Source organism: Pseudomonas sp. F01002, from assembly GCF_004402115.1.
GTDB classification, from domain to species: Bacteria; Pseudomonadota; Gammaproteobacteria; order Pseudomonadales; family Pseudomonadaceae; genus Aquipseudomonas; species Aquipseudomonas frigoris.
The window spans coordinates 387242-411822 of sequence record NZ_SOPU01000018.1; the positions used below are offsets into that span (position 1 = coordinate 387242).

Genomic DNA, 24581 nt, shown 5'->3' on the forward strand with positions numbered 1-24581 from the left:
CCTACGATCGCGGGGCGTAAGCAAATACATCGGCGCGCATTTGATGAGCGTCCATCCCAGCTTCGACCAAAGCATCCAGTGTGCCGTAGACCATGGCCGGAGAGCCGCTGGCGTAGACATGCAAGGATTTCAGATCCGGGAAGTCCTCACACACCGCCTCATGCAACATCCCGCAACGCCCCTGCCAGCCGCATTGATCGCTGACGACTTTATGCAGGAATAGATTGGGCAGTTTCAGCCATTCATCCCAATGTTCGATCTCGTAAAAGTCTTCAGGACGACGCACGCCCCAATACAGATGCACCGGATGTTTGAAGCCCGTGGCACGGCAATGTTCGATCAGGCTATGGATCTGGCCCATGCCGGTGCCCGCGGCAATCAGCACCAGCGGACCGTCCGGCAGTTCCGCCAGATGGGTGTCGCCGAACGGCATTTCGATCCGCACCATCGGGTTGCGTTGCAACTGGTCGATCAAGCTCAGCGCACTGCTTTCGCGCGCCAGTACATGGATTTCCAGATCACGCCCGCCATGCGGTGCCGAGGCCAGGGAGAACGCGGATTTCTCGCCGCTCTCGCGCTCGATCATCAAGTACTGACCGGCGTGATAACGCGGCGACTTGCCGGCTGGCGCTCGCAGTCGCACACGCCAGGTATCGCCGCCGACGTCCCTGCATTCAATGACCTGACACGACAAGCTGCGCACCGGCAATTCTCCCAGCGCGAGCACGCCATCCCACAGCACGATGCAGTCTTCCAGCGGCTCTGCTATGCAAGTGTAGAACTCGCCATGGTCGCGCACACCGCCTTCCTGTTCGACCCGCCCTTCCACCAGCAGTGCGGCGCACACGTGGCAATTGCCGTTTCGACAGCTTTGCGGGCATTCGTAACCCAGACGCCGCGCGCCATCGAGAATCCGCTCGCCGGGCAGAATCTGTAGCACTGCTCCGGAGGGCTGCAAGGTTACACGCATCAATCTATTCCTAACTGATTCCAGATGGCATCGATCCGCTGGGTAACGGCTTCGTCCTTGACGATCACCCGGCCCCACTCGCGAGTGGTTTCGCCCGGCCATTTATGCGTGGCATCGAGCCCCATCTTCGAACCCAGGCCGGAAACCGGCGAGGCGAAGTCCAGGTAATCGATCGGCGTGTTGTCGATCATCACCGTGTCGCGCTTGGGGTCCATGCGCGTGGTGATGGCCCAGATCACGTCGTTCCAGTCGCGTGCGTTGATATCGTCGTCAGTGACGATAACGAACTTGGTGTACATGAACTGTCGCAAAAACGACCAGACACCGAGCATTACCCGCTTGGCATGGCCGGGATACGACTTCTTCATGGTCACGATGGCCATGCGGTACGAGCAGCCTTCGGGCGGCAGGTAGAAGTCGGTGATCTCGGGGAACTGCTTCTGCAGGATCGGCACGAACACTTCGTTCAGCGCCACGCCGAGAATCGCCGGTTCATCCGGTGGACGGCCGGTGTAGGTGCTGTGATAAATCGGTTTGATACGATGGGTGATGCGCTCGACGGTGAACACCGGGAAGCTGTCGACTTCGTTGTAGTAGCCGGTGTGGTCGCCGTATGGACCTTCGTCGGCCATCTCGCCCGGATGGATCACGCCTTCAAGGATGATCTCGGCGGTCGCCGGCACTTGCAGGTCGTTGCCACGGCACTTCACCAGCTCAGTGCGATTGCCGCGCAGCAGACCCGCGAAAGCATATTCGGAAAGGCTGTCCGGCACAGGCGTTACAGCGCCAAGAATGGTCGCCGGGTCGGCGCCGAGCGCCACGGACACCGGGAACGGTTGACCAGGATGCTTCTCGCACCACTCGCGGTAATCCAGCGCGCCGCCACGATGGCTCAGCCAGCGCATGATGACCTTGTTGCGGCCAATCACTTGCTGACGGTAGATACCGAGATTCTGGCGATCCTTGTTCGGCCCTTTGGTGACGGTCAGGCCCCAGGTGATCAGCGGGCCGACGTCGCCCGGCCAGCAGGTCTGCACCGGCAGCATCGCGAGGTCGACGTCGTCGCCTTCGATGACCACTTCCTGGCAGACCGCATCTTTGACCACCTTCGGAGCCATGGCGATGATCTTGCGGAAGATCGGCAGCTTGGACCAGGCATCTTTCAGGCCTTTCGGTGGCTCGGGTTCCTTGAGGAACGCCAGCAGCTTGCCGATCTCGCGCAATTCGCTGACCGCCTCTGCGCCCATGCCCAGCGCCACGCGCTCAGGGGTGCCAAACAGATTGCCGAGCACCGGGATGTCATAACCCGTGGGCTTTTCGAAAAGCAGAGCCGGACCTTTGGCACGCAGGGTGCGGTCGCAGACCTCGGTCATTTCGAGCACTGGGGACACCGGAACCTGGATGCGCTTGAGTTCGCCGCGCTTTTCCAGGCCGCTGATAAAGTCGCGCAAGTCGCGATACTGCATGCGTGAGCCTCGTGTTGGCCGAGCCGTTCGGGGGTGGCAGTTTAGCGCCGAACCCCTCTATTCAGAACCACGAACTGCCGGTTCATCAAAAATCAGATAGCAAAAAGCCGGGTTTCCCCGGCTCTGGTGCCCTGTATGGCTGTCTCTGTTAGTCAACTTCGGCGCCGCAAGCTCATATCCTGCGGCATCCGAATTTGAACTAACGAGACAGCCACACAGGGCACAGCCCTTATCGACTTACTTGCGTTTCATCGACAGGAAGAACTCATCGTTGGTCTTGGTCGTTTTCAGCTTGTCGACCAGGAATTCGATGGCAGCGATTTCGTCCATCGGGTGCAACAGCTTGCGAAGGATCCACATGCGTTGCAACTCGTCGTCGGCAGTCAGCAACTCTTCGCGGCGGGTGCCGGAACGGTTGATGTTGATGGCCGGGAAGACGCGTTTTTCGGCGATACGACGATCCAGCGGCAGTTCCATGTTGCCCGTGCCTTTGAATTCTTCGTAGATCACTTCGTCCATCTTCGAGCCGGTTTCAACCAGCGCGGTGGCGATGATGGTCAGCGAACCGCCTTCTTCGATGTTCCGCGCGGCGCCGAAGAAACGTTTCGGTTTCTCCAGGGCGTGGGCATCGACACCACCGGTGAGTACTTTGCCGGAGCTCGGGATCACGGTGTTGTAGGCGCGAGCCAGACGGGTGATGGAGTCGAGCAGGATCACCACGTCCTTCTTGTGTTCGACCAGGCGCTTGGCCTTCTCGATCACCATTTCGGCAACCTGCACGTGGCGGGTTGGCGGTTCATCGAACGTCGAGGCAACCACTTCGCCGCGCACAGTGCGCTGCATTTCGGTCACTTCTTCCGGACGTTCGTCGATCAGCAATACGATCAGATGAACTTCAGGATTGTTACGCGCGATGTTGGCTGCGATGTTCTGCAGCATGATGGTTTTACCGGCTTTCGGCGGTGCAACGATCAGACCGCGCTGGCCTTTGCCGATTGGGGCGCACAGGTCGATGACACGACCGGTCAAGTCTTCGGTGGAACCGTTGCCGGCTTCCATCTTCATGCGCACGGTCGGGAACAGCGGGGTCAGGTTCTCGAAGAGAATCTTGTTTTTCGCGTTCTCGGGACGATCGTAGTTGATCGTGTCGACCTTGAGCAGCGCGAAATAACGCTCGCCTTCCTTTGGGGGACGGATCTTGCCAACGATGGTGTCACCGGTGCGCAAGTTAAAGCGACGGATCTGACTCGGCGAGACGTAGATATCGTCTGGGCCGGCGAGATAGGAAGCGTCAGCGGAGCGAAGGAAGCCGAAGCCGTCCTGGAGAATCTCCAGCACGCCATCACCGGAGATTTCCTCGCCGCTTTTAGCGTGCTTTTTGAGCAGGGAGAAAATCACGTCCTGCTTGCGCGAACGGGCCATATTTTCTATGCCCATCTGTTCGGCCAATTCGAGCAGTTCGGTAATCGGCTTTTGCTTGAGTTCAGTCAGATTCATATAGGAATGACGTAATCATTTATGGAGGGGGGGAAATTAAGCTTTTGGCTTAATGAGGCCGCGCCGCAGAGAAGGCGACAGGATCGCGTACTTATTCGAAAAGGAGTGCGTCGGCGACGGCTAGCAGGGGGCAGTGGAGAAACCAGTGCGGGGCCGAATGTACCACCTGAGTTTCGGAGCGTCTAGCCCTCAATAACGAAAAGGCCCCGCGATGTGCGGGGCCTTTTTGATGACGCTTTAAACGACGCTTAGATGTTGGCGTCGAGGAAGGCAGCCAGTTGCGACTTCGACAGCGCGCCAACCTTGGTGGCTTCAACGTTGCCGTTCTTGAACAGCATCAGAGTCGGGATACCACGCACGCCATGCTTGGCCGGAGTTTCCTGGTTTTCGTCGATGTTCAGTTTGGCAACGGTCAGCTTGCCTTTGTAGGTTTCAGCAATTTCGTCCAGAACAGGAGCGATCATTTTGCAAGGGCCGCACCATTCAGCCCAGTAGTCGACCAGTACAGCGCCTTCGGCCTTGAGGACGTCGACGTCGAAGCTAGCGTCGGTGACGTGTTTAATAAGATCGCTGCTCATGGAAGTCTCCAGGTTGTAAGCAAAAAAACGTGGCCCATCATAGCCGCCCTTCCCTCGTTCAGGAAGGTGCAGATGATTGAGTCTCGCTATGGTGCCGCATGAGTTTGGGTATAGCCCAAGTCACGAGGTGGCGGGAGCGACGAAGGCAATTCCTGTGCGCAGTGCCGCGTTACGCACATGTTCGTGCATGGCCTTCTGCGCTGCGCCGGACGCCCGCCGGGCCAGTGCGCGGAGGATTTTGCGGTGTTCCTGCCAGGTTTCCATGGCCCGCTCTGCCCGGATGAACGGTAGTTTCTGGCTCTCTAGAAAAATGTCGGCGCTGGCCGTCAGAATGCTCAGCATCGCCTGATTGCCGCTCGCCAGCAGGATGCGCCGGTGAAACTCGAAATCCAGTCGCGCCGCGGCCTCGAAGTCGCCGGCCTTCAATTCGATGCGCATGGCGGCGACGTTATCTTCCAGTGCATCGAGCTCGTGAGTACTCAGGGTCACCGCCGCTAAACCAGCAGCGAAGCCTTCCAGGGCATAGCGCAACTGGAAGATGTCCAGCGGCGAGGCCTGGGCCGCGAACGGCCAACTCAGCCCCGCATCGCATCGCGGCAAATCAACCGGCGACTGCACGAACACGCCTTTGCCCGGCTGGATGCTGATCACGCCCAGCGCACTCAGCGACGACAACGCCTCTCTCAGCGACGCCCGACTGACCCCTAATTGCACCGCCAAATCCCGTTGCGAGGGCAAGGCATCGCCCGGCCCGAAACCTTGCTCGGTGATTAGTTTGCGGATGGCTTGCAACGCCACTTCAGGTACGGCTCGGGAGATCGAGTTCATGGTTTTTCAGAGAAACCGGGCTAATGAGCGGCTAGTTGTAAAGCTATTCGCGACGCCCGGCAAGTCGTGCCCCATGGGGGTTCGGCGAATTCCAGCGATGCGCTATCGGGGTGCGAAACCGCGCACGACTGTTCAGACCAGTAAGACCGAGTAACACCAGCAAAACCGTGGCCTTGCGCCCCCAAAACCCGATGTTGGCATGGCCCGTGCTCTGTCGATCCGCAGAATTCACTTCTCGCCGATTCGGAGATTTGCCATGACCCAGCGTTACAGCGCCCTCCTCGCAGCCCTGTTTGCCAGCCTGATGCTGAGCCAGGCGCCCGCCCACGCCGACGGTCTGGAGGATGTGGTCAAGCGCGGCGTCCTCAAGGTTGCCGTGCCTCAGGACTTCCCGCCCTTCGGCTCGGTCGGCCCGGACATGAAACCGCGCGGCCTGGACATCGATACGGCAAAACTGCTGGCCGACCAACTCAAGGTCAAACTCGAGCTGACGCCGGTCAACAGCACCAACCGCATTCCGTTCCTGACCACCGGCAAGGTCGATCTGGTGATCTCCAGCCTCGGCAAGAACCCCGAGCGCGAGAAGGTCATCGATTTCTCCCGTGCCTACGCGCCGTTCTACCTTGCCGTTTTCGGTCCGCCAGACGCCAGCATCAAAAGCCTGGACGACCTCAAGGGCAAAACCATCAGCGTCACCCGGGGTGCCATCGAAGACATCGAGTTGACCAAAGTCGCGCCCGAAGGCGTGAACATCAAGCGCTTCGAAGACAACAACTCGACCATCGCCGCTTACCTCGCCGGGCAAGTTGATCTGATCGCCAGCGGCAATGTGGTGATGGTGACCATCAGCGAGCGCAACCCGAAACGCATTCCGGCGCTGAAAGTGAAGCTCAAGGATTCGCCGGTCTACGTCGGCGTGAACAAAAACGAGCCGGCGCTGCTGGACAAGGTCAACCAGATCCTCGCCACCGCCAAGACCGACGGCGCGCTGGAGAAGAACTCCCGTACCTGGCTCAAAGAGCCGCTGCCGGCCGATCTCTGATCGTCGTTGCGGAGACTGAACATGGCTTATCAGTTCGATTTCATACCGGTGGTGCAAAACACCGACCTGCTGCTGCGCGGTGCGCTGTTCACCCTTGAACTGACGGCCATCGGCGCGGTGCTCGGGGTGGGTCTGGGCACCGTCGGGGCGCTGGTGCGGGCGTGGAACATCCGCCCGTTCGCCGGCATTTTTGGGGTCTACGTCGAGTTGATCCGCAACACGCCATTTTTGGTGCAGTTGTTTTTCATCTTCTTCGGCCTGCCGTCACTGGGTGTGCAGATTTCGGAATGGCAGGCGGCGGTGCTGGCGATGGTGATCAACCTCGGCGCCTATTCCACTGAGATCATCCGCGCCGGCATCCAAGCAATCCCTCGAGGACAGCTTGAAGCCGCTGCGGCGCTGGCAATGACGCGCTTCGAAGCCTTTCGCCACGTGGTGCTGCTGCCGGCGCTGGGCAAGGTTTGGCCGGCATTGAGCAGCCAGATCATCATCGTGATGCTGGGTTCGGCGGTCTGCTCGCAGATCGCCACCGAAGAGCTGAGCTTCGCCGCCAACTTCATTCAGTCGCGCAACTTCCGCGCCTTTGAAACCTATGCGCTGACCACGCTGGTCTACCTGTGCATGGCGCTAATGATCCGCCAATTGCTGAACTGGATTGGTCGCCGCTACATATCCCGGAGCAGCCAATGAGCGATTTCACATTCTGGGACGTCGTACGCAACCTGCTCACCGGCCTGCAATGGACCCTGGCGCTGTCGCTGGTGGCGTTTATCGGTGGCGGACTGATCGGTTTGTTGATCATGGTCATGCGCATCTCGAAGAAATCCCTGCCGCGCAGCTTCGCACGCACCTACATCGAGCTGTTCCAGGGCTCGCCGCTGTTGATGCAGCTGTTTCTGGTGTTCTTCGGTGTGGCGTTGGCCGGGGTGGAGATTTCGCCGTGGATGGCCGCGGCGATTGCCCTGACGCTGTTCACCAGCGCCTACCTGGCGGAGATCTGGCGTGGTTGCGTCGAATCAATTCCCAACGGCCAGTGGGAAGCCTCGTCGAGCCTGGCGCTGAACCCGCTGGAGCAACTGCGCTACGTGATCCTGCCGCAAGCGCTTCGAATCGCCGTGGCGCTGACCGTGGGCTTCTCCGTGCAAGTGGTCAAAGGCACCGCCGTCACCTCGATCATCGGCTTCACCGAACTGACCAAGACCGGCGGCATGCTCGCCAACGCGACCTTTGAACCGTTCATGGTCTACGGCCTCGTGGCCCTCGGTTACTTCCTGCTCTGCTACCCCTTGTCCCTCAGTGCGCGCTATCTGGAAAGGAGACTGCATGCCTCTGCTTAGAATTTCGGCCCTGCATAAATATTACGGCGACCACCATGTGCTCAAAGGCATCGACCTGAGCGTCGAGGAAGGCCAGGTGGTGGCGATCATCGGCCGCAGCGGCTCGGGCAAATCCACCTTGTTGCGCACCCTCAATGGCCTGGAATCGATCAACGACGGCGTGATTGAAGTCGACGGCGAATACCTCGACGCCGCTCGTGCCGATCTGCGCAGCTTGCGACAGAAAGTCGGGATGGTGTTTCAGCAGTTCAACCTGTTCCCGCACCTGACGGTCGGCGAGAACGTGATGCTCGCGCCGCAAGTGGTGCAGAAAGTGCCAAAAGCCAAAGCGGCCGAACTGGCGCGAGAGATGTTGGAACGGGTCGGGCTGGGGGAAAAATTCGATGCCTTTCCGGATCGCTTGTCTGGCGGGCAGCAACAGCGGGTGGCGATTGCCCGGGCGCTGGCGATGTCGCCGAAGGTCTTGCTGTGCGATGAGATTACCTCGGCGCTGGACCCGGAACTGGTCAATGAAGTGCTGAGCGTGGTCCGGCAACTGGCCAAGGAAGGGATGACGTTGATTATGGTCACCCATGAGATGCGCTTTGCCCGGGAGGTTGGGGATAAGTTGGTGTTCATGCATCAGGGCAAGGTGCATGAGGTCGGGAATCCGAAGATTCTGTTCGCGAATCCGCAGACGGCGGAGCTGGCGAATTTTATCGGGACGGTTGAGGCGGCGGGCTGATCGATCTTCGGCGCCTGCGAGGCAGCTTTCGCGAGCAAGCCCGCTCCCACAGTTGACCGCGTTCTTACTGAGGTACTCGGTTGAATGTGGGAGCGGGCTTGCTCGCGAAGGGGCCATCAGCAACACCGCAAATATTCCCGCGGTAAAAGATCGCAGCCTTCGGCAGCTCCTACGCGTTGGCGGCAGCGTTTGATCGTGGCACGATGTCGAGGTTATCGACCGAGACCCCCTGACCATGCCGCAATCCCAAGCCAAGAATCTGTCCCTGATCGCCGCAATCGACCTGGGCTCCAACAGCTTTCACATGGTCGTGGCCAAGGCCCAGAACGGCGAAATCCGTATTCTCGAGCGTCTCGGGGAGAAGGTTCAGCTGGCCGCAGGCATCGACGATGAGCGCCAGCTCAGTGAAGAATCCATGCAACGCGGGCTCGATTGCCTTAAGCGTTTTGCCCAACTGATCAACGGTATGCCGCCCGGCGCCGTGCGGATCGTCGGCACCAACGCCCTGCGTGAAGCCCGTAACCGTGGCGAATTTATCCGCCGCGCTGAAGAAATCCTTGGCCACCCGGTGGAAGTCATCTCCGGTCGTGAAGAAGCACGCCTGATTTACCTCGGCGTTTCCCACACCCTCGCCGACACCCCGGGCAAACGCCTGGTGGCCGACATCGGCGGCGGCAGTACCGAATTCATCATCGGCCAGCGCTTTGAACCGCTGCTGCGAGAAAGCCTGCAAATGGGCTGCGTCAGCTACACCCAGCGTTATTTCAAGGACGGCAAGATCACCCCGGCCCGCTACGCCCAGGCGTACACCGCGGCGCGGCTGGAGATCATGAGCATCGAACACGCCCTTCACCGCCTGACCTGGGATGAAGCCATCGGCTCCTCGGGCACCATTCGCGCCATCGGTCTGGCGCTCAAGGCGGGCGGACACGGCACCGGCGAGGTCAATGCCGAAGGCCTGGCCTGGCTCAAACGCAAGCTGTTCAAACTCGGCGACGTCGAGAAGATCGATTTCGAAGGCATCAAGCCCGACCGCCGGGCGATCTTCCCTGCCGGCCTGGCGATTCTCGAAGCGATCTTCGACGCGCTCGAGCTGCAACGCATGGACCACTGTGAAGGCGCCCTGCGCGAAGGCGTGCTCTATGACCTGTTGGGCCGTCATCATCACGAAGACGTCCGTGAGCGCACCCTCAGCTCGTTGATGGAGCGCTATCACGTCGATCTGGAACAAGCGGTGCGCGTTGAGCGCAAGGCGTTGCATGCTTTCGATCAAGTGGCTGAGGATTGGGAGCTGGATGACGGCGTCTGGCGCGAATTGCTCGGCTGGGCAGCCAAGGTCCATGAAGTGGGCCTGGACATCGCTCACTATCACTACCACAAGCACGGCGCCTACCTGATCGAGCACTCGGACCTGGCCGGGTTCTCCCGCGAAGATCAACTGATGCTCGCGCTACTGGTGCGTGGCCACCGACGCAATATTCCCCGGGACAAGTTTGCCGACTTCGGAGATGAAGGCATCAAGCTGATTCGCCTGTGCGTGCTGCTGCGCTTTGCGATTCTGTTCCATCACATCCGCGGCACCCAGGAAATGCCCCAGGTCGTCCTACAGGCCAATGGCGACAGCCTGGATGTGTTGTTCCCGGAAAACTGGCTGGACGAAAACCAGCTGACTCAGGCTGACTTCGGCCTGGAAGCGGAGTGGCTGACCCGCGTCGGCTTTGTGCTTAACGTTCGCTGAAATTGAAAAAGGCCTTCTTCGGAAGGCCTTTTTTGTGCCCGCAATTCAGCAGACGACGCAATCCCCATGTGGGAGCGGGCTTGCTCGCGAATGCAGTGTGTCAGTCGACATCAGTATTGACTGACACTCCGCTTTCGCGAGCAAGCCCGCTCCCACAGGTTTTGCGTATTAACGCACGGTCAGAATCGGGCTGCCCAAACGTTCCAGCAAAGTCGCCTGGGCGCTACGCGGGTTCTGGTTACCCGTCGGCGTGTTGCGGATGTAACGGCCGTCCGCCTGCAGGCTCCAGCTGTGAGTATTATCGGTGAGATAAAGCTCCAGCTCTTTCTTGACCCGCATGATCAGCTTCTTGCCCTCGACCGGGAAGCAAGTCTCGACGCGCTTGTCGAGGTTGCGCTCCATCCAGTCGGCACTGGACAGGAACATCTGCTCTTCGCCGCCATTGAGGAAGTAGAAGACCCGGGTGTGCTCCAGGAAGCGACCGATGATCGAGCGCACGTGAATATTGTGGGAAACCCCGGCAATGCCCGGACGCAGGCAGCACATGCCGCGCACCACCAGATCGATACGCACCCCGGACTGACTGGCCTTGTACAGCGCGCGGATGATCTTCGGATCGGTCAGCGAGTTGAACTTGGCGATGATGTGCGCCGGTTTGCCATCGAGGGCGAACTGGGTCTCCCGGGCAATCATGTCGAGCATGCCCTTCTTCAACGTGAACGGCGCGTGCAGCAGCTTCTTCATGCGCAGGGTTTTACCCATGCCGATCAGTTGACTGAACAGTTTCCCAACGTCTTCACACAAGGCGTCATCCGAGGTCAGCAAGCTGTAGTCGGTGTACAGACGGGCGTTGGCCGCGTGGTAGTTGCCGGTACCCAAGTGGGCGTAACGGACAATCTCGCCAGCCTCACGACGCAAGATCAGCATCATCTTGGCGTGGGTCTTGAAACCGACCACGCCGTAAATTACCACCGCACCGGCCGCTTGCAGACGGCTGGCCAGTTGCAGGTTGGACTCTTCGTCGAACCGCGCACGCAACTCGATCACCGCAGTGACTTCCTTGCCGTTACGCGCAGCATCAACCAGCGCATCGACGATTTCCGAGTTGGCGCCGGAGCGGTACAGGGTCTGACGGACCGCCAATACATGCGGGTCCTTGGCAGCCTGGCGCAGCAGGTCGACCACCGGGGTGAATGACTCGAACGGGTGCAGCAACAGGATGTCCTGCTTGCTGATCACGCTGAAGATGTTCTCGCTGTTCTGCAGCAGTTTCGGGATCTGTGGGGTGAACGGCGTGTATTGCAGCGCTCGCTGACTGTCCAGACCGGTGATGCTGAACAGGCGGGTCAGGTTGACCGGACCGTTGACCTGATACAGCTCGGTCTCGTGCAGGTTGAACTGCTTGAGCAAGTAGTCGGACAGGTGTTTCGGGCAGGTGTCAGCGACTTCCAGACGCACCGCGTCACCGTAGCGACGCGAGAACAACTCGCCGCGCAGGGCGCGGGCTAGGTCTTCTACATCTTCGGTGTCGACGGCGAGGTCGGCGTTTCGGGTCAGACGGAACTGGTAGCAGCCCTTGACCTTCATGCCCTGGAACAGGTCATCGGCGTGAGCGTGGATCATCGACGACAGGAACACGTAGTTGTCGCCCGAGCCGCCCACTTCTTCCGGCAGCTTGATGACGCGCGGCAGCAAACGTGGCGCCGGGATGATCGCCAGACCGGAATCGCGGCCAAAGGCATCGATACCTTCGAGCTCGACGATGAAGTTCAAGCTCTTGTTGACCAGCAACGGGAACGGGTGCGTCGGGTCGAGGCCGATCGGGGTAATGATCGGCGCGATCTCGTCGCGGAAATAGCGGCGCACCCAGGTTTTGATCTTGGTGGTCCAGTGACGCCGGCGGATGAAGCGAACCTGATGCTTTTCCAGTTCCGGCAACAGAATGTCGTTGAGGATCGCGTACTGGCGGTCGACGTGACCGTGCACCAGTTCGCTGATGCGAGCCAGGGCCTGGTGCGGTTGCAGGCCATCGGCGCCAGCCTGTTCACGGGCGAAGGTGATCTGCTTCTTCAGGCCGGCCACACGAATTTCGAAGAACTCGTCCAGGTTGCTGGAGAAGATCAGCAGAAACTTCAGCCGCTCCAGCAACGGGTAGGACTCATCCAGCGCCTGCTCCAGCACGCGGATGTTGAACTGCAGTTGCGAGAGCTCGCGATGGATGTACAGGCTGCTGTCATCCAGGCCGGGAATGGCAATCGCTGGCGCCGCTATTGCGGTCTCGGCCACCACCGCGGATGGAGCAGGCTCCAGTTCCGGCGGGGTTTCGGCGATTTGCTCCACCACAGGTTGAGCATCTTTTACGGCAACTTCAGTGAGTCCTTCGGTATTCATCGAATGTTCCTGGGAGGGCTATTTTTGCTCTCGTAACAATTGAGCGGCACGGACGGCAAAGTAAGTCAGGATGCCATCAGCGCCTGCACGTTTAAAAGCGGTCAGGGATTCGAGGATAACCCCTTCGCTCAACCAGCCATTCTGGATCGCCGCCATGTGCATGGCATATTCACCGCTGACCTGATAAACAAAGGTCGGCACTTTAAATTCTTCTTTGACCCGGTAGAGGATGTCCAGATACGGCATGCCTGGCTTGACCATGACCATGTCCGCGCCTTCTGACAAGTCCGCCGCCACTTCGTGCAGGGCTTCGTTGCTGTTGGCCGGGTCCATCTGATAGGAGGCCTTGTTGGCCTTGCCCAGGTTCAGCGCCGAACCGACCGCATCGCGGAACGGGCCGTAATAGGCGCTGGCGTACTTCGCCGAGTAGGCCATGATCCGCACGTTGACGTGATCGGCCAGTTCAAGCGCTTCGCGGATCGCCTGGATGCGACCGTCCATCATGTCCGACGGGGCCACCACCTGAGCGCCGGCTTCGGCGTGGGACAGCGCCTGCTTGACCAGTGCGTCGACGGTGATGTCGTTCTGCACGTAGCCTTCTTCGTCGAGGATACCGTCCTGCCCGTGGGTGGTGAACGGGTCCAGGGCGACGTCAGTGATCACACCCAGTTCAGGAAACTGCGCCCGCAATGCGCGGGTGGCGCGCTGGGCAATCCCGTTCGGGTTCCAGGCTTCGGCGGCGTCCAGGGACTTGAGCTCCGGCGGCGTCACCGGGAACAACGCCAAGGCCGGAATCCCCAGCTCGACCCACCTGGCCGCTTCTTCAAGCAACAGATCGATGGTCAGGCGCTCGACGCCTGGCATCGACGCCACCGCTTCGCGACGGTTTTCACCGTCCAGCACGAACACCGGCAGGATCAGATCGTCGACGGTCAGAACGTTTTCACGGACCAGTCGACGCGAAAAATCATCACGGCGATTGCGACGCAGGCGGGTTGCAGGAAACAAACGGTTGGCGGGGGTAAAGCTCACGGCAGACTCCTGAGCCCGCACTGGCGGGCGAGCGTGACAGTTATAAGCGGGCATTATGACGAACAGATGACAGTTGTGCTTAGCCCTGTGACACGCAGCCGCATTCCATTGTCCTTGTAGGAAATGTTCACGTCGAGACACATTTGGACACTTTCATGAATGTTCCCGAAGGGTTAGGCTGCGCGTTCATTTCGCCAGCATCCAGACAATGCTCCAACAATTTCTTCAGGAATTCGGCTACTTCGCCCTCTTTCTCGGCACGTTTTTCGAAGGCGAAACCATTCTGGTGCTCGCAGGCTTCCTCGCGTTCCGCGGATACATGGACCTCAAAGTGGTCATGATCGTGGCGTTCCTCGGCAGTTATGCCGGTGATCAGCTCTGGTATTTCCTGGGGCGCAAGCACGGCCGCAAGTTGCTGGCGCGCAAACCGCGCTGGCAAATGATGGGTGATCGGGCACTGGAACACATCCGCAAGCACCCGGACATCTGGGTGCTGAGCTTCCGCTTTGTCTATGGCCTGCGCACGGTGATGCCGGTGGCGATCGGCCTGTCGGGCTATCCGCCAGGACGTTATCTGCTGCTCAACGGGATTGGTGCCGCGATCTGGGCCGCGGCACTGGCTGCTGCCGCTTATCACTTCGGGGCGGTGCTCGAAGGCCTGCTTGGCAGCGTCAAGAAGTACGAGCTGTGGGTGCTCGGCGCCCTACTGATACTTGGTTTTTTCCTGTGGTTGCGCCGACGCTTCAAGAACGCCCGTCTGGCGAAGAAGATCTACGCCGACGAGCAGGCTGAACTGGCCAAATCTGCCGAGACTAAGACGCCAGGCGAGTGAAACGGTTTCTGCAACAGTAGAGACCGATTCCGCTGAGCAGGCTGTAACTCAGCAGGCCGACCCAGCCTGCCGCGCTGGCAGGCCACAGTCCAACGACCGGCGCCAGCCACACCAGCGGCACATTCGACGCCAGGCGCAGCAGCTCCAGCTTCAGCGCCCACGGACGATTCTCCAGGGCCACGCCCAACGTAAACAAACCCAACGCCACGGCACTCCAGCCGAGCACCAGCGCGGCGGTTGGCAACCTGTGCTCCAGGTTCATCAAATAGCTACCCAGCGCGATGTAGACGCAGAACTGCAACACGACATACAAATGCTGACGCCCGTCCAGCGGCACTTCGAATTTACGGAACTGACTCAGGTCTGGCTTGTTCATCGGGTACCTGGCCGCCACGTCCGCCGGCCGCCAACCGGTGCGCATGAACCAGATGCGCAGCTTGTCCCATTTGCTTTGCGCACGCCGCGCGTCATCCCACAGCTGCGCGTAGAACTGCACGTTCGCCCACACCGGATTCCAGCTCGCGAGCGGCGTAGTGACACCGAAAATCACCGGTTCGTTATCGTCCTCTTCCTGGAACGAGCCGAATAGACGGTCCCAAATAATGAACACCCCGCCGTAGTTACGATCCATGTAGAGAGCGTTCTGTGCATGGTGAGCCCGATGATTGGACGGCGTGACGAAGAACCACTCGAACCAGCCGAGCTTGGGAATGTGTTTGGTATGCACCCAGAATTGGTACAGCAAGTTCAGCGAGGCGACGCTTATGAACACCAGCAGCGGCACGCCGAGCACGGCCATCGGCAGGTAGAAGATCCAGCTCAACAGGAAGCCGGTACTGGTCTGGCGCAACGCCGTGGACAGGTTGTAATCCTCGCTCTGGTGATGCACCGAGTGCGCTGCCCAGAGGATGTTGCGTTCGTGGCCCATGCGATGCAGCCAGTAGTAGCAGAAGTCGTAGAGGACAAAGGCGAAAATCCAGACCCAAACGCTGTCGGCGGAGAGTTCAAACAGCGCCAGGTGCTTGAGGGCAAATGCATACGTCACCAGGCCGACGCCTTTGGTCAACAGGCCGGTGGTGGTCGACAGCACGCCGGTGCTCATGCTGTTGATCGCGTCAGCCACACGATAATTGCTCACTCCGCGCCAACGGTCGGCCAGCAGTTCGACGGCAATCAGCACAAAGAAAAACGGCACCGCATACAGAATGAAGTCCATGACGCGCCCTGATCGGAATCTTGAGGACAGATCCTATGTGTAGCCGCGAATTAACCCTATGGCAACGAGTGACAAATTAGTGGACATTTAACGCCATGAATCTGGAGAAAAGCCCATGAGCAAAAAAATTGCAGTGATCCTATCCGGCTGTGGCGTGTACGACGGCGCCGAGATCCACGAAAGCGTGATCACCCTGCTGCGCCTGGACCAGCGGGGGGCTCAGGTGCAGTGTTTCGCACCTAACATCGCGCAGCTACATGTGATCAATCACCTGACCGGCGAAGAAATGCCCGAGTCGCGCAACGTACTGGTGGAATCGGCGCGGATCGCCCGAGGCAACATCAAGGATATCCGCGAAGCCAACGCCGAAGACTTCGATGCGCTGATTGTTCCGGGCGGTTTCGGGGCAGCCAAGAACCTGTCGAACTTCGCCGTCGAAGGCGCCGGCTGCACCGTGCAACCGGAAGTCCTGGCGCTGGCTGAAGCCTTTGCCGAGGCCCGCAAACCGGTCGGGCTGATCTGCATCTCACCGGCGCTCGCGGCGAAGATCTATGGACCGGGCGTGACCTGCACCATCGGCAACGACGCCGATACTGCTGCCGCCATGAACAAGATGGGCGCTACACACGCAGACTGCGCGGTAACTGACATCGTTGAAGACAAAGCACGCAAACTGGTCAGCACCCCGGCGTACATGCTGGCGCAGAGCATCAGTGAAGCGGCTTCGGGCATCAACAAACTGGTCGACCGGGTACTCGAACTGACCCACGAAAACGACGCCTGACCCGATTTAATGTGGGAGCGGCGGTGCGACGATTCGACTTGCTCGCGAATGCGGTGTATCAGTCGACATCAATGCTGAATGACACACCGCCATTCGCGAGCAAGTCGAATCGTCGCACCGCCGCTCCCACATTGAACTGGGCAAGGCTCAGGCTTTTCGGGAAAGTCGCGTGAGGATCCGGTCCAGCGCATTGGCAAACGCCTGCTTCTCACGCTCACCAAACGGCGCCGGCCCGCCGCTCATCTGCCCCTGTTCACGCAAATCGGTGAACAGGTTACGCACCGCCAATCGATCGCCCATGTTCTGCGCATCGAACTCTTTGCCCCGTGGATCCAGCGCCGCAACGCCCTTTTTCACCAGACGGTCGGCCAGCGGCACATCGCTGCAGATCACCAATTCGCCGGGGACCGCGTATTCCACCAGATAGTCGTCGGCGGCATCCGGACCACTCGGCACCACGATCAGCTTCACAAGGGCCAAGCCCGGCTTGATCTGCGGCTGTCCGGCCACCAACACCACTTCGAACTGGCGCTTGAGGGCGAACTTCACCACCAGATCCTTGGCCGCCCGCGGGCAGGCGTCGGCATCGATCCACACACGCATTGTGTTTTCCTCTGTTGAAAAGCATCGCGGGCAAGTCGGATCGCCGCACCGCCGCTCCCACAAGGTTAGCGCTAAACCTGTGGGAGCGAGCTTGCTCGCGATTGTGAGCGCAGCGAATGCTTTTAAGAAACCTGCACCCGACGCTTCTCAGCCAGCCGACTACGGCTATACAGCACGATGATCGCGATAATCGCCACCGCCTGCGCAGTCAGCGAATACGCATCCGCATGAATCCCCAGCCAGTCGAAGTCAAAGAACGGCACAGGCCGGGTGCCGAAAATCCCGGCTTCCTGCAACGCCTTCACGCCATGCCCGGCAAACACCACCGACAACGCACACAGCAGGCCGGCGTTGATACTGAAAAACAGCGACAGCGGCAGCTTCGCCGAGCCACGCAGAATCACCCAAGCCAGACCGACCAGCAACACCAACGCCGTCGCACCACCTGCCAGTACCGCGTTATGGCCCGCTGGACCTGCCTGCAGCCACAAGGTCTCGTAGAACAAAATCACTTCAAACAGCTCGCGATACACCGAGAAGAACGCCAACGTCGCAAACCCGAAACGCCCACCGCCACCCACCAGGCTGCTCTTGATGTAATCCTGCCAGGCCGCCGCGTGACGACGGTCATGCATCCACACGCCGAGCCAAAGCACCATGACGCTGGCAAACAACGCCGTCGCACCTTCCAGCAATTCGCGTTGCGAGCCGCTGACATCGATCACATACGCCGCCAACGCCCAAGTCCCGAGACCGGCCAGCAGCGCCAGACCCCAGCCGACGTTGACGCTGCGTACCGCCGATTGCTGGCCGGTGTTTCGCAGGAACGCGAGAACTGCCGCCAGCACCAGAATCGCTTCCAGACCTTCACGCAACAGAATCAACAAACCGGAGATGTAGCTCAAAGACCAGCTCAAGCCATCGCTGCCCAGCAGGCCGGCAGACGTCTTCAACTTGGCCTTGGCCGCGTCCAGACGCTGCTGGACCTGAGCCACCGGCAAACCGTCCTGCAACGACTGACGGTAAGCCATCAGCGATTTTTCAGTGTCTTTGCGCACGTTGGCATCGACATTATCCAGAGAACTTTCGACCAGTTCGAAACCTTCCAGATACGCCGCCACCGACAGGTCATAGGCCTGATCGTGATCACCCGTACGATAAGCAGCGATGCTCTTGTCCAGCGTTGCGGCGGTGTAGTCGAGCAACTGCGCCGGGCCACGCTTGACCTGCGGCGGTTGCGCTCGCTGCTCACGGAAGGTCGCCGCAGCTTGCGGCCCCTCGGCAACCTGCACTTCTGCGGGAGTCTGACGGGCCAGGTCGGCGATGTTGTAGGTCTTTTCGGATTTTGCAGCAGCCGGATCGGCGCTGAAGCTGGCGATGTAGGTCGCCAGGTCCCAACGCTGACGATCGTCCAGCTGATCGGCGAAGGCTGGCATGTCGGTGCCTTCGACGCCGAGGCCCAAGGTGCTGTAGATCGCGTAGAGGCTCAGGTGATCCAGCCGCGCCGCATCACGCAGATTGGACGGCGGCGGCGTCAGACCGACACCCGCCGGACCATCCCCGGCACCCGCGTCGCCGTGGCAAACCGAACAATGCTGAGCGTACAGCGGCGCACCACGGGTCGGATCCGGCGTAATGATCGGTGCCTGGGTGACTTCATAGGTCACGGCCAACTTGGCGCCGAGTTGCCGTGCCTGACGGCCGACATCCGCGCCGTCCTGACGCGCAGTGATCGCGTTGCGCACCGTGCTGACGTCCTGCTCCAGCCCGGCTTTTTCCGGTTTGGCCGGCATCGCGGCGATCAAGCCTTGCAGCGCCTTGATGGATGCCAACTGCTCTTGGTACTCGGACTCATTAATGACCTTGCCCGCTTGCACCGTTTCCGGGTAATCCGCGCCGATGTAATCGAGCAAATGCAGCGCTTGCGGCGCGCCTTCCACGGTGTCGGCCAGCAGGTTGAAACTGCACAGGGCAAACAGCGGCAATACCAGCCAGGCCAGGAAACGGGACGGGGCAGTCATGAATGAATCTCAATTGGAAATACGAAGTAACACATTGTTCACTTCCAATGACTTTCACTCAAGCTTTGTTGTGCGGTTCCTCTTGTTTTGAGGAATTGGCAGGAGGCCAACATCAAGAAGAACACGATGGCCAAGACTGGCAACATGATCGCCGCCAAATACCGTATCGAAGGTTCGATCAGCTCGATCGTCAAGCGCATTAGCGACTACAAGGACGTCTTCTACAAATTCAGCCCGCAATTGATTGACGTTGATCTGGCCGAGTGGATGGACGAAGGTCAGGACACCAAGCTAATGAACCATCGGGACATCCGTGTCTCGCTGAACCCTGAAACTAAAAAGGCGACCCCAAGGGTCGCCTTTTTTGTGCCTGCCGGTTTTACACCACTGCTTTGCGAAGGGTCGCCATGAACGCCGCCGCACCGATGAACAGCCCGGCAAAGGTGCGGTTCATGCGTTTTTGCTGCTTGGGCGTGCGCAACAGGCGCAACACCTTGGAAGCCAGCCCGGTGTAACCGGCCATGACAATCAGGTCGACGCAGATCATGGTCACACCGAGGATCAGGTACTGCGCCACCAACGGTGCATGCGGATCAATGAATTGCGGCAACACCGCGAGCATGAACACCAACGCCTTGGGGTTGCTGACGTTCACCAGGAAACCCCGGAACACCAGCGCCAGCGGCTTGCCGATTTGCCGGACGGCCGCGTCGTCGCTCATGTCATGGGGCAGCGCGCGCCATTGCTTGACCGCCAGGTAAACCAGATAGGCCACGCCAAACCATTTGATCGCGTAGAAAGCGGTGGCCGACGCCGCGAGGATTGCACCGACGCCGGCGGCGACAATTGCAATCTGTAACGCAAGACCCAGTTGCAGGCCCAGGGCGTTCCAGTAACCGCGCCAGAAACCGTATCGCAGACCACTAGACATCGACGCAATGGCGCCGGCACCGGGAGACAGACTGATCACCCAGCAGGCGGCAAAAAACGCCAGCCATGTTTGAAGCACCATCGCACACCTCGACTCAGACTCGTGACAGACGTCTAAGCTAATGCGGCTTTGGGCCGATGACTACCGATTTTTTGCAGGACAGGGCGGACTGCCGACCAGCGTTTATGGCTGCCGGCCCTATCGCGAGCAAGCTCCACACACATTTGATTTGTGTACGCCGCAGATCCCATGTGGGAGCGGGCTTGCTCGCGAAAGCGGTCTATCAGGCAACAGAAGTCTTACTTTTCAAAACCGTTGGAAGGGAATACATCGCTGCCGCGCCAGCGTCGAACCGAGCGCTGGAAGAACAGGCTGTTGGGCACTTGCACCATGGCGCTGCCGGTGCCGAGTTCTTCGGCTTCGATCAGCGTGGTGTAGAGCAGATTGATCGCCACCACCCGGCCTTTGACGCCTGGCTTGTCGGTGGTGTCCACCAACTCGACCACGTCGCCGAGGCGAAACGGGCCGACGGTGAAGATCAGGATTGCGCAAAGCAGATTGGAGAGCACGCTCCACATGGCGAAGAACGCCACTGCCGCTACCGCGACAAACCCGGACAATGCGGTCCAGAGCACCGTTGCCGATACCCCGAGGCGCTCCAGCACGAAGATCAGCGCGCTGCCCATAATCAGCCAGCGCAGACCACCGCGCAGCGGCATCAGCAATTGTGGCGGCAACGGATAACGTTCACCCAGGCGAGTCAGGCACTTGGCGACGCAGCGCTGGGCAACATATCCGGCCAACAGAATCAGCAGGATCTGCACGAAGAGCCAGATCGGCTCGATCAACACGGCAGGCAATGGCAGCTTGAAGGCTTCCATCAGGACAGAGCCTCTAGCTCCGCCTGCATGCTTTCGAGCAGTTCCAGCGCTTCCATCCAGGCTTCTTCCAGCTCCGCTTCACGGACCTTCAGCTTGGCCTGTTCGGCCAGCAGATCACGCAAGTCGTTCTTGCGCGCCGGCTCGTAAATGTCGCTGTCGCCGAGGCTGGTATCGATCTTCGCCAGTTTCTCGTGCAGCTTGCCCAGCTCGGCTTCGAGCTTGTCAGCCTCGCGCTTGTGCGGCGCCAGTTGCTGACGCAACGCAGCGGCGGCCTGACGCTGGGCCTTCTTGTCGGTCTTGTCCGGATTGACCGGCGTATTGCTGACCGGGGCGTTGCGCTGGCGGTAGTCCACCAGCCAACGGGTGTAGTCTTCCAGGTCGCCGTCGAACTCCTCGACCTTGCCGTCCGCCACCAGATAGAAATTGTCGGTGGTGCTTTTGAGCAAATGGCGATCGTGGGAGACCACCAGTACCGCGCCGCTGAATTCCTGTAGGGCCATGGTCAGCGCCAGGCGCATTTCCAGGTCCAGGTGGTTGGTCGGTTCGTCGAGCAGCAGCAGGTTCGGCCGGCCCCAAGCGATCAGCGCCAGCGCCAGGCGCGCCTTTTCGCCACCGGAGAAGTTCAGCACCGGCTCATCGATCCGCGCGCCGCGGAAGTCGAAACCACCGAGGAAGTCGCGCAGCGTCTGCTCGCGCTCGGTCGGCGCCAGGCGCTGCATGTGCAGCAACGGGCTGGCCTTGGAGTCGAGTGAGTCCAGCTGATGCTGGGCGAAGTAGCCAACGACGGTGTTCTCGCCGCGGGTCAGTCGGCCGGACAACGGCTCAAGTTCACCGGCAAGGTTTTTGATCAGGGTCGATTTACCGGCACCGTTCGGGCCAAGCAAACCGATCCGCGCACCGGGGGTCAGTTGCAGCTTGACCTTCTCCAGCACGGCTCGCTCGCCGTAACCCAGTCGGGCGTCGGAGAGGTCGATTAACGGGCTGGAGATTTTCACTGATTCGCGGAAAACGAAATCGAATGGCGAATCAACGTGAGCGGCGGACAGCTCTTCCATCCGCTCCAGCGCCTTGATCCGGCTCTGGGCCTGACGGGCCTTGGTGGCCTGGGCCTTGAAGCGGGCGATGTAGCTTTCCATGTGCGCACGTTGCGCCTGCTGCTTCTCGTAAGCCTGCTGTTGCTGGGCCAGACGTTCGGCACGGGCGCGTTCGAAGGCGCTGTAACCACCGCGGTACAGAGTGATCTTGCGCTGATCGACGTGGGCCACGTGATCGACCACGGCATCGAGGAAGTCCCGGTCGTGGGAAATCAGCATCAAGGTGCCGGGATAGCTTTTCAGCCATTCTTCGAGCCAGATGATGGCGTCGAGGTCCAAGTGGTTGGTCGGTTCGTCGAGCAACAACAAGTCCGAGGGACACATCAAAGCCTGCGCCAGGTTCAGACGCATCCGCCAACCTCCAGAGAAATCTCCTACCTGGCGATCCATCTGTTCATTGGTAAACCCAAGGCCGGCCAGCAGCTTTCGGGCCCGGGCATCGGCGGTGTAACCGTCGGCGCTGTCGAGTTCCGAGTGCAGGCGGGCCTGAGCGGTACCGTCATGGGCCGCTTCGGCTGCCGCGAGGTCGCGTTGCACCTCGCGCAGGCGCAGGTCGCCATCAAGCACATAGTCGACCGCCACGCGATCGAGGGTGTCGATCTCCTGGCGCATGTGGGCGATGCGCCAGTCCGCCGGCAGGAAGCAATCACCCGAGTCCGGGTGCAGGTCACCCAGAAGCAAGGCGAACAGGCTCGATTTGCCGGCGCCGTTGGCACCGATGAGGCCGGCTTTGTGGCCGGCGTGCAGGGTCAGCTCGGCGTCTTCTAGCAGACGTTGAGGGCCACGCTGTAAAGTCAGGTTCTGAAGTCGAATCATAATGGCGGCGGAGTCTACCAGCTTCGCTCGCAACTGGCGCGAGTAGCACTATGTCCTCTGACCTGTGGAGCTTTTCCCTTAGTACTTACGCCCGTCCCGGCGTTGAACCCGCATGCCTGCAATTGCAGTCGGCGGGTATCAATGTGTGCTTGCTGCTCTGCGGGCTGTGGCTGGGAGAACGTGGCGTCGCCTGTAACGAACACCGATTGCAGCAACTGCGTAGCATGGCCGAGCCGTGGGACGCAGACGTGGTGCGTCCGCTGCGAGCCTTGCGGGTGAATTGGAAAGTCGTCGCCGCCGACGATGGCGAACTGAATGCTTTGCGCGAGCAAGTGAAGGCACTCGAACTGGAAGCCGAGCGACATCTGTTGTTGCGACTGGAACGATCGGCGCAGAGTTGGCCGCAAGGTGAGGCGACCGATCTATCGGCCTGGCTGGAAGGTGTAACGGCAGGCGCCGCCCACCTGGACCGCGACGCGCTGCATCAGCTGCGCGTCGCGGTAAGCAGCACTTAGGAAGCGCTGGTTGGGGTGGTTGCTGCGATCGATGCGGCGGCCGGCGTTGGCGCTGGCGTGGCTGTCGAGGTGGCTGCTGCTAAAGCAGACGTTGCTACCGGAGCCGGGTTGGCTGGCTTGGCAACTGGCGCGGCGGCCGGCTTGGCAACTGGCGCGGCGGCCTGCTTGGCGGCAACCGGTTTTTTCACCGCTGGTTTGGCAGCGGCAGGTTTGGCTGCTGGTTTCGCTGCAGCAGGTTTTGCAGCAGGTTTTGCAGCAGTGGCTGGCTTGGCTGCGGCAGGTTTTGCAGCAGCAGTTTTGGCAGCCGGTTTGGCTGCAGCTTTTGCAGCTGGTTTTGCAGCTGGCTTGGCAGCAGTTTTAGTCGCGACTGATTTCGCGGCAGGCTTGGCAGCAGGTTTCGCAGCGGCAGTTTTTGCAGCCGGTTTTGCGGCTGGTTTTGCAGCTGGTTTTGCGGCCGGTTTGGCAGCTGCTTTCGCCGCTGCAGTTTTCGCCACCGCGGGTTTAGCAGCAGCGGTTCTTGCAGCCGGTTTAGCGGCAGCTGTTTTGGCAGCGGCTGCCTTGGCGGCAGGTTTGGCAGTGGCTGTTTTAGCAGCCGGTTTTGCAGCGCTAGCAGCGACTGGTTTTTTTGCCGCAGGTTTAGCGGCAGGTTTTGCTGCGGCTTTCACCGGTGCTTTGGCGGCCGGTTTGGTGGCAGGCTTGACGGGTGCTTTTGCAGCAGCCGGTTTGGCAGCGGCTTTCTTGGCAGGAGCCGCAGCAGGCTTGGCCGAACGCAGGGACAACGCCTTGCCGACAGCCTCTTGTACACGACCGATGCCCTGGGCCAGTTTCAGGCTTTCTTGAGCATCGCGCTTGAGTTGCAGAATGTAGCTGCGAGTTTCGGATTGACGATCCTTGAGGGCATCGAGCAAGTCCTCAAGCTCCTTCACCGCGCCCTTGGCTTTGGCTTGTGCCTTGGCCTTGCCGGCCGCCGCAGCGTCCTGCAATTTGGTACGGGATTTGTGCAGTTTTTCTTGCGCTTTTCCGCGTTGCTTTTCCAGTTTGGCGAGCAGTTTTTCAGCATCAGCCAAGGCTTGGGAACAAGCGTTTTCCAGGTGCTCGAGCAAGCTGCCCGAGAGTTGTTGGAGTAAGTGCAACGGAGTATTTACAGGCTTCTTGGTGGCCGACATGGTTTACCTCCTGGCTGACGTGGGTGCGGCTCATACTAGACCTCTGCTGCTACCGCCGCTAGGGCATGTTGACAGTATCCAAAGCGCTGCGTTGCAACGGATTGAAATTCTTCTGCGCT

Annotated in this window: 22 protein-coding genes and 1 pseudogene; 9 read left to right on the plus strand and 14 right to left on the minus strand. The window is 60.1% G+C overall.

Annotated features, from left to right (window positions below):
* Window position 1: 1 nt before the first annotated feature.
* The 5 genes from E3W21_RS15625 to E3W21_RS15645 form a co-directional block, all read right to left on the minus strand.
* On the minus strand, window positions 2-970 hold the full coding sequence (locus tag E3W21_RS15625) for a CDP-6-deoxy-delta-3,4-glucoseen reductase (RefSeq protein ID WP_134420833.1): 969 nt from the start codon (window positions 968-970) through the stop codon (window positions 2-4).
* Entirely contained in the window at window positions 970-2436 is a 1467-nt protein-coding gene (gene ubiD, locus E3W21_RS15630) for a 4-hydroxy-3-polyprenylbenzoate decarboxylase (RefSeq protein WP_056738783.1), read from the minus strand. The genes E3W21_RS15625 and ubiD overlap by 1 nt, the downstream gene beginning before the upstream one ends.
* 237 nt (window positions 2437-2673) lie before the next feature.
* Window positions 2674-3933 carry a transcription termination factor Rho gene (gene rho / locus E3W21_RS15635; protein WP_007942421.1) on the minus strand — a complete coding sequence of 420 codons (1260 nt, stop codon included), beginning with the start codon at window positions 3931-3933 and terminating at the stop codon, window positions 2674-2676.
* 248 nt (window positions 3934-4181) lie between these two features.
* On the minus strand, window positions 4182-4511 hold the full coding sequence (trxA, locus tag E3W21_RS15640; RefSeq protein ID WP_008150340.1) for a thioredoxin TrxA: 330 nt from the start codon (window positions 4509-4511) through the stop codon (window positions 4182-4184).
* Window positions 4512-4631: 120 nt separating this feature from the next.
* On the minus strand, window positions 4632-5339 hold the full coding sequence (locus E3W21_RS15645) for a FadR/GntR family transcriptional regulator (protein WP_134420835.1): 708 nt from the start codon (window positions 5337-5339) through the stop codon (window positions 4632-4634).
* 256 nt (window positions 5340-5595) lie between these two features.
* Between E3W21_RS15645 and E3W21_RS15655 the strand changes: the two genes are divergently transcribed.
* The 5 genes from E3W21_RS15655 to ppx all read left to right on the plus strand — a co-directional run bounded on the left by E3W21_RS15655 (window position 5596) and on the right by ppx (window position 10180).
* The gene (locus E3W21_RS15655; RefSeq protein WP_129440119.1) at window positions 5596-6381 is read left to right on the plus strand and encodes a transporter substrate-binding domain-containing protein; all 786 of its coding nucleotides are present in this window, start codon (window positions 5596-5598) and stop codon (window positions 6379-6381) included.
* Between the two features lie 21 nt (window positions 6382-6402).
* A complete protein-coding gene (locus tag E3W21_RS15660) occupies window positions 6403-7071 on the plus strand; it encodes an amino acid ABC transporter permease (protein ID WP_134420839.1) in 669 nt (222 codons plus the stop codon).
* Window positions 7068-7718, plus strand: a complete 651-nt coding sequence (locus E3W21_RS15665; RefSeq protein ID WP_134420841.1) for an amino acid ABC transporter permease — start codon at window positions 7068-7070, stop codon at window positions 7716-7718. Before E3W21_RS15660 ends, E3W21_RS15665 begins: the two co-directional genes overlap by 4 nt.
* On the plus strand, window positions 7705-8442 hold the full coding sequence (locus E3W21_RS15670; protein ID WP_134420843.1) for an amino acid ABC transporter ATP-binding protein: 738 nt from the start codon (window positions 7705-7707) through the stop codon (window positions 8440-8442). The genes E3W21_RS15665 and E3W21_RS15670 overlap by 14 nt, the downstream gene beginning before the upstream one ends.
* 235 nt (window positions 8443-8677) lie before the next feature.
* Window positions 8678-10180: an exopolyphosphatase gene (gene ppx / locus E3W21_RS15675; RefSeq protein WP_129440113.1), complete on the plus strand. Its 1503-nt coding sequence runs from the start codon at window positions 8678-8680 to the stop codon at window positions 10178-10180.
* 168 nt (window positions 10181-10348) lie between these two features.
* Here ppx and ppk1 read toward each other — a convergent pair whose 3' ends face one another.
* On the minus strand, window positions 10349-12571 hold the full coding sequence (ppk1, locus tag E3W21_RS15680; protein WP_129440111.1) for a polyphosphate kinase 1: 2223 nt from the start codon (window positions 12569-12571) through the stop codon (window positions 10349-10351).
* Window positions 12572-12589: 18 nt separating this feature from the next.
* Window positions 12590-13603, minus strand: a complete 1014-nt coding sequence (gene hemB, locus E3W21_RS15685; RefSeq protein WP_134420845.1) for a porphobilinogen synthase — start codon at window positions 13601-13603, stop codon at window positions 12590-12592.
* A gap of 208 nt (window positions 13604-13811) precedes the next feature.
* Between hemB and E3W21_RS15690 the strand changes: the two genes are divergently transcribed.
* Window positions 13812-14435, plus strand: coding sequence for a DedA family protein (locus tag E3W21_RS15690; RefSeq protein WP_129440109.1), 624 nt, complete (start codon window positions 13812-13814; stop codon window positions 14433-14435).
* Here the strand turns inward: E3W21_RS15690 and E3W21_RS15695 are convergent.
* On the minus strand, window positions 14416-15651 hold the full coding sequence (locus E3W21_RS15695) for a sterol desaturase family protein (protein ID WP_134420847.1): 1236 nt from the start codon (window positions 15649-15651) through the stop codon (window positions 14416-14418). The genes E3W21_RS15690 and E3W21_RS15695 overlap by 20 nt on opposite strands.
* A gap of 115 nt (window positions 15652-15766) precedes the next feature.
* Here E3W21_RS15695 and elbB point away from each other — a divergent pair, with 115 nt between their 5' ends.
* Window positions 15767-16435: an isoprenoid biosynthesis glyoxalase ElbB gene (elbB, locus tag E3W21_RS15700; RefSeq protein ID WP_134420849.1), complete on the plus strand. Its 669-nt coding sequence runs from the start codon at window positions 15767-15769 to the stop codon at window positions 16433-16435.
* 147 nt (window positions 16436-16582) lie between these two features.
* Here the strand turns inward: elbB and E3W21_RS15710 are convergent, their stop codons facing one another.
* Together E3W21_RS15710 and E3W21_RS15715 are read right to left on the minus strand one after the other, a co-directional pair.
* Window positions 16583-17038 (minus strand): YaiI/YqxD family protein, encoded by a 456-nt coding sequence (locus E3W21_RS15710; protein WP_033060654.1) that lies wholly within the window; start codon window positions 17036-17038, stop codon window positions 16583-16585.
* Between the two features lie 122 nt (window positions 17039-17160).
* Window positions 17161-19059 carry a cytochrome c/FTR1 family iron permease gene (locus tag E3W21_RS15715; RefSeq protein WP_134420851.1) on the minus strand — a complete coding sequence of 633 codons (1899 nt, stop codon included), beginning with the start codon at window positions 19057-19059 and terminating at the stop codon, window positions 17161-17163.
* Between the two features lie 81 nt (window positions 19060-19140).
* On the opposite strand from E3W21_RS15715, the pseudogene E3W21_RS15720 reads away from it, so the two are divergent.
* A pseudogene (locus E3W21_RS15720) lies at window positions 19141-19350 on the plus strand (penicillin-binding protein activator LpoB); the annotation flags it as partial.
* An 88-nt stretch (window positions 19351-19438) separates the two neighbouring features.
* On the opposite strand, the gene E3W21_RS15725 reads toward E3W21_RS15720, so the two are convergent.
* The 3 genes from E3W21_RS15725 to E3W21_RS15735 all read right to left on the minus strand — a co-directional run bounded on the left by E3W21_RS15725 (window position 19439) and on the right by E3W21_RS15735 (window position 22781).
* A complete protein-coding gene (locus E3W21_RS15725; RefSeq protein ID WP_134420853.1) occupies window positions 19439-20071 on the minus strand; it encodes a LysE family transporter in 633 nt (210 codons plus the stop codon).
* Between the two features lie 218 nt (window positions 20072-20289).
* On the minus strand, window positions 20290-20871 hold the full coding sequence (locus tag E3W21_RS15730; RefSeq protein ID WP_134420855.1) for a mechanosensitive ion channel family protein: 582 nt from the start codon (window positions 20869-20871) through the stop codon (window positions 20290-20292).
* A complete protein-coding gene (locus tag E3W21_RS15735) occupies window positions 20871-22781 on the minus strand; it encodes an ATP-binding cassette domain-containing protein (RefSeq protein ID WP_046045102.1) in 1911 nt (636 codons plus the stop codon). Before E3W21_RS15735 ends, E3W21_RS15730 begins: the two co-directional genes overlap by 1 nt.
* 50 nt (window positions 22782-22831) lie before the next feature.
* Between E3W21_RS15735 and E3W21_RS15740 the strand changes: the two genes are divergently transcribed.
* Window positions 22832-23296, plus strand: a complete 465-nt coding sequence (locus E3W21_RS15740) for a TIGR02444 family protein (RefSeq protein ID WP_134420857.1) — start codon at window positions 22832-22834, stop codon at window positions 23294-23296.
* On the opposite strand, the gene E3W21_RS31425 is transcribed toward E3W21_RS15740, so the two are convergent.
* The gene (locus E3W21_RS31425) at window positions 23293-24462 is read right to left on the minus strand and encodes an AlgP family protein (RefSeq protein ID WP_134420859.1); all 1170 of its coding nucleotides are present in this window, start codon (window positions 24460-24462) and stop codon (window positions 23293-23295) included. The two genes, E3W21_RS15740 and E3W21_RS31425, sit on opposite strands and share 4 nt — an antisense overlap.
* Between the last annotated feature and the right edge of the window lie 119 nt (window positions 24463-24581).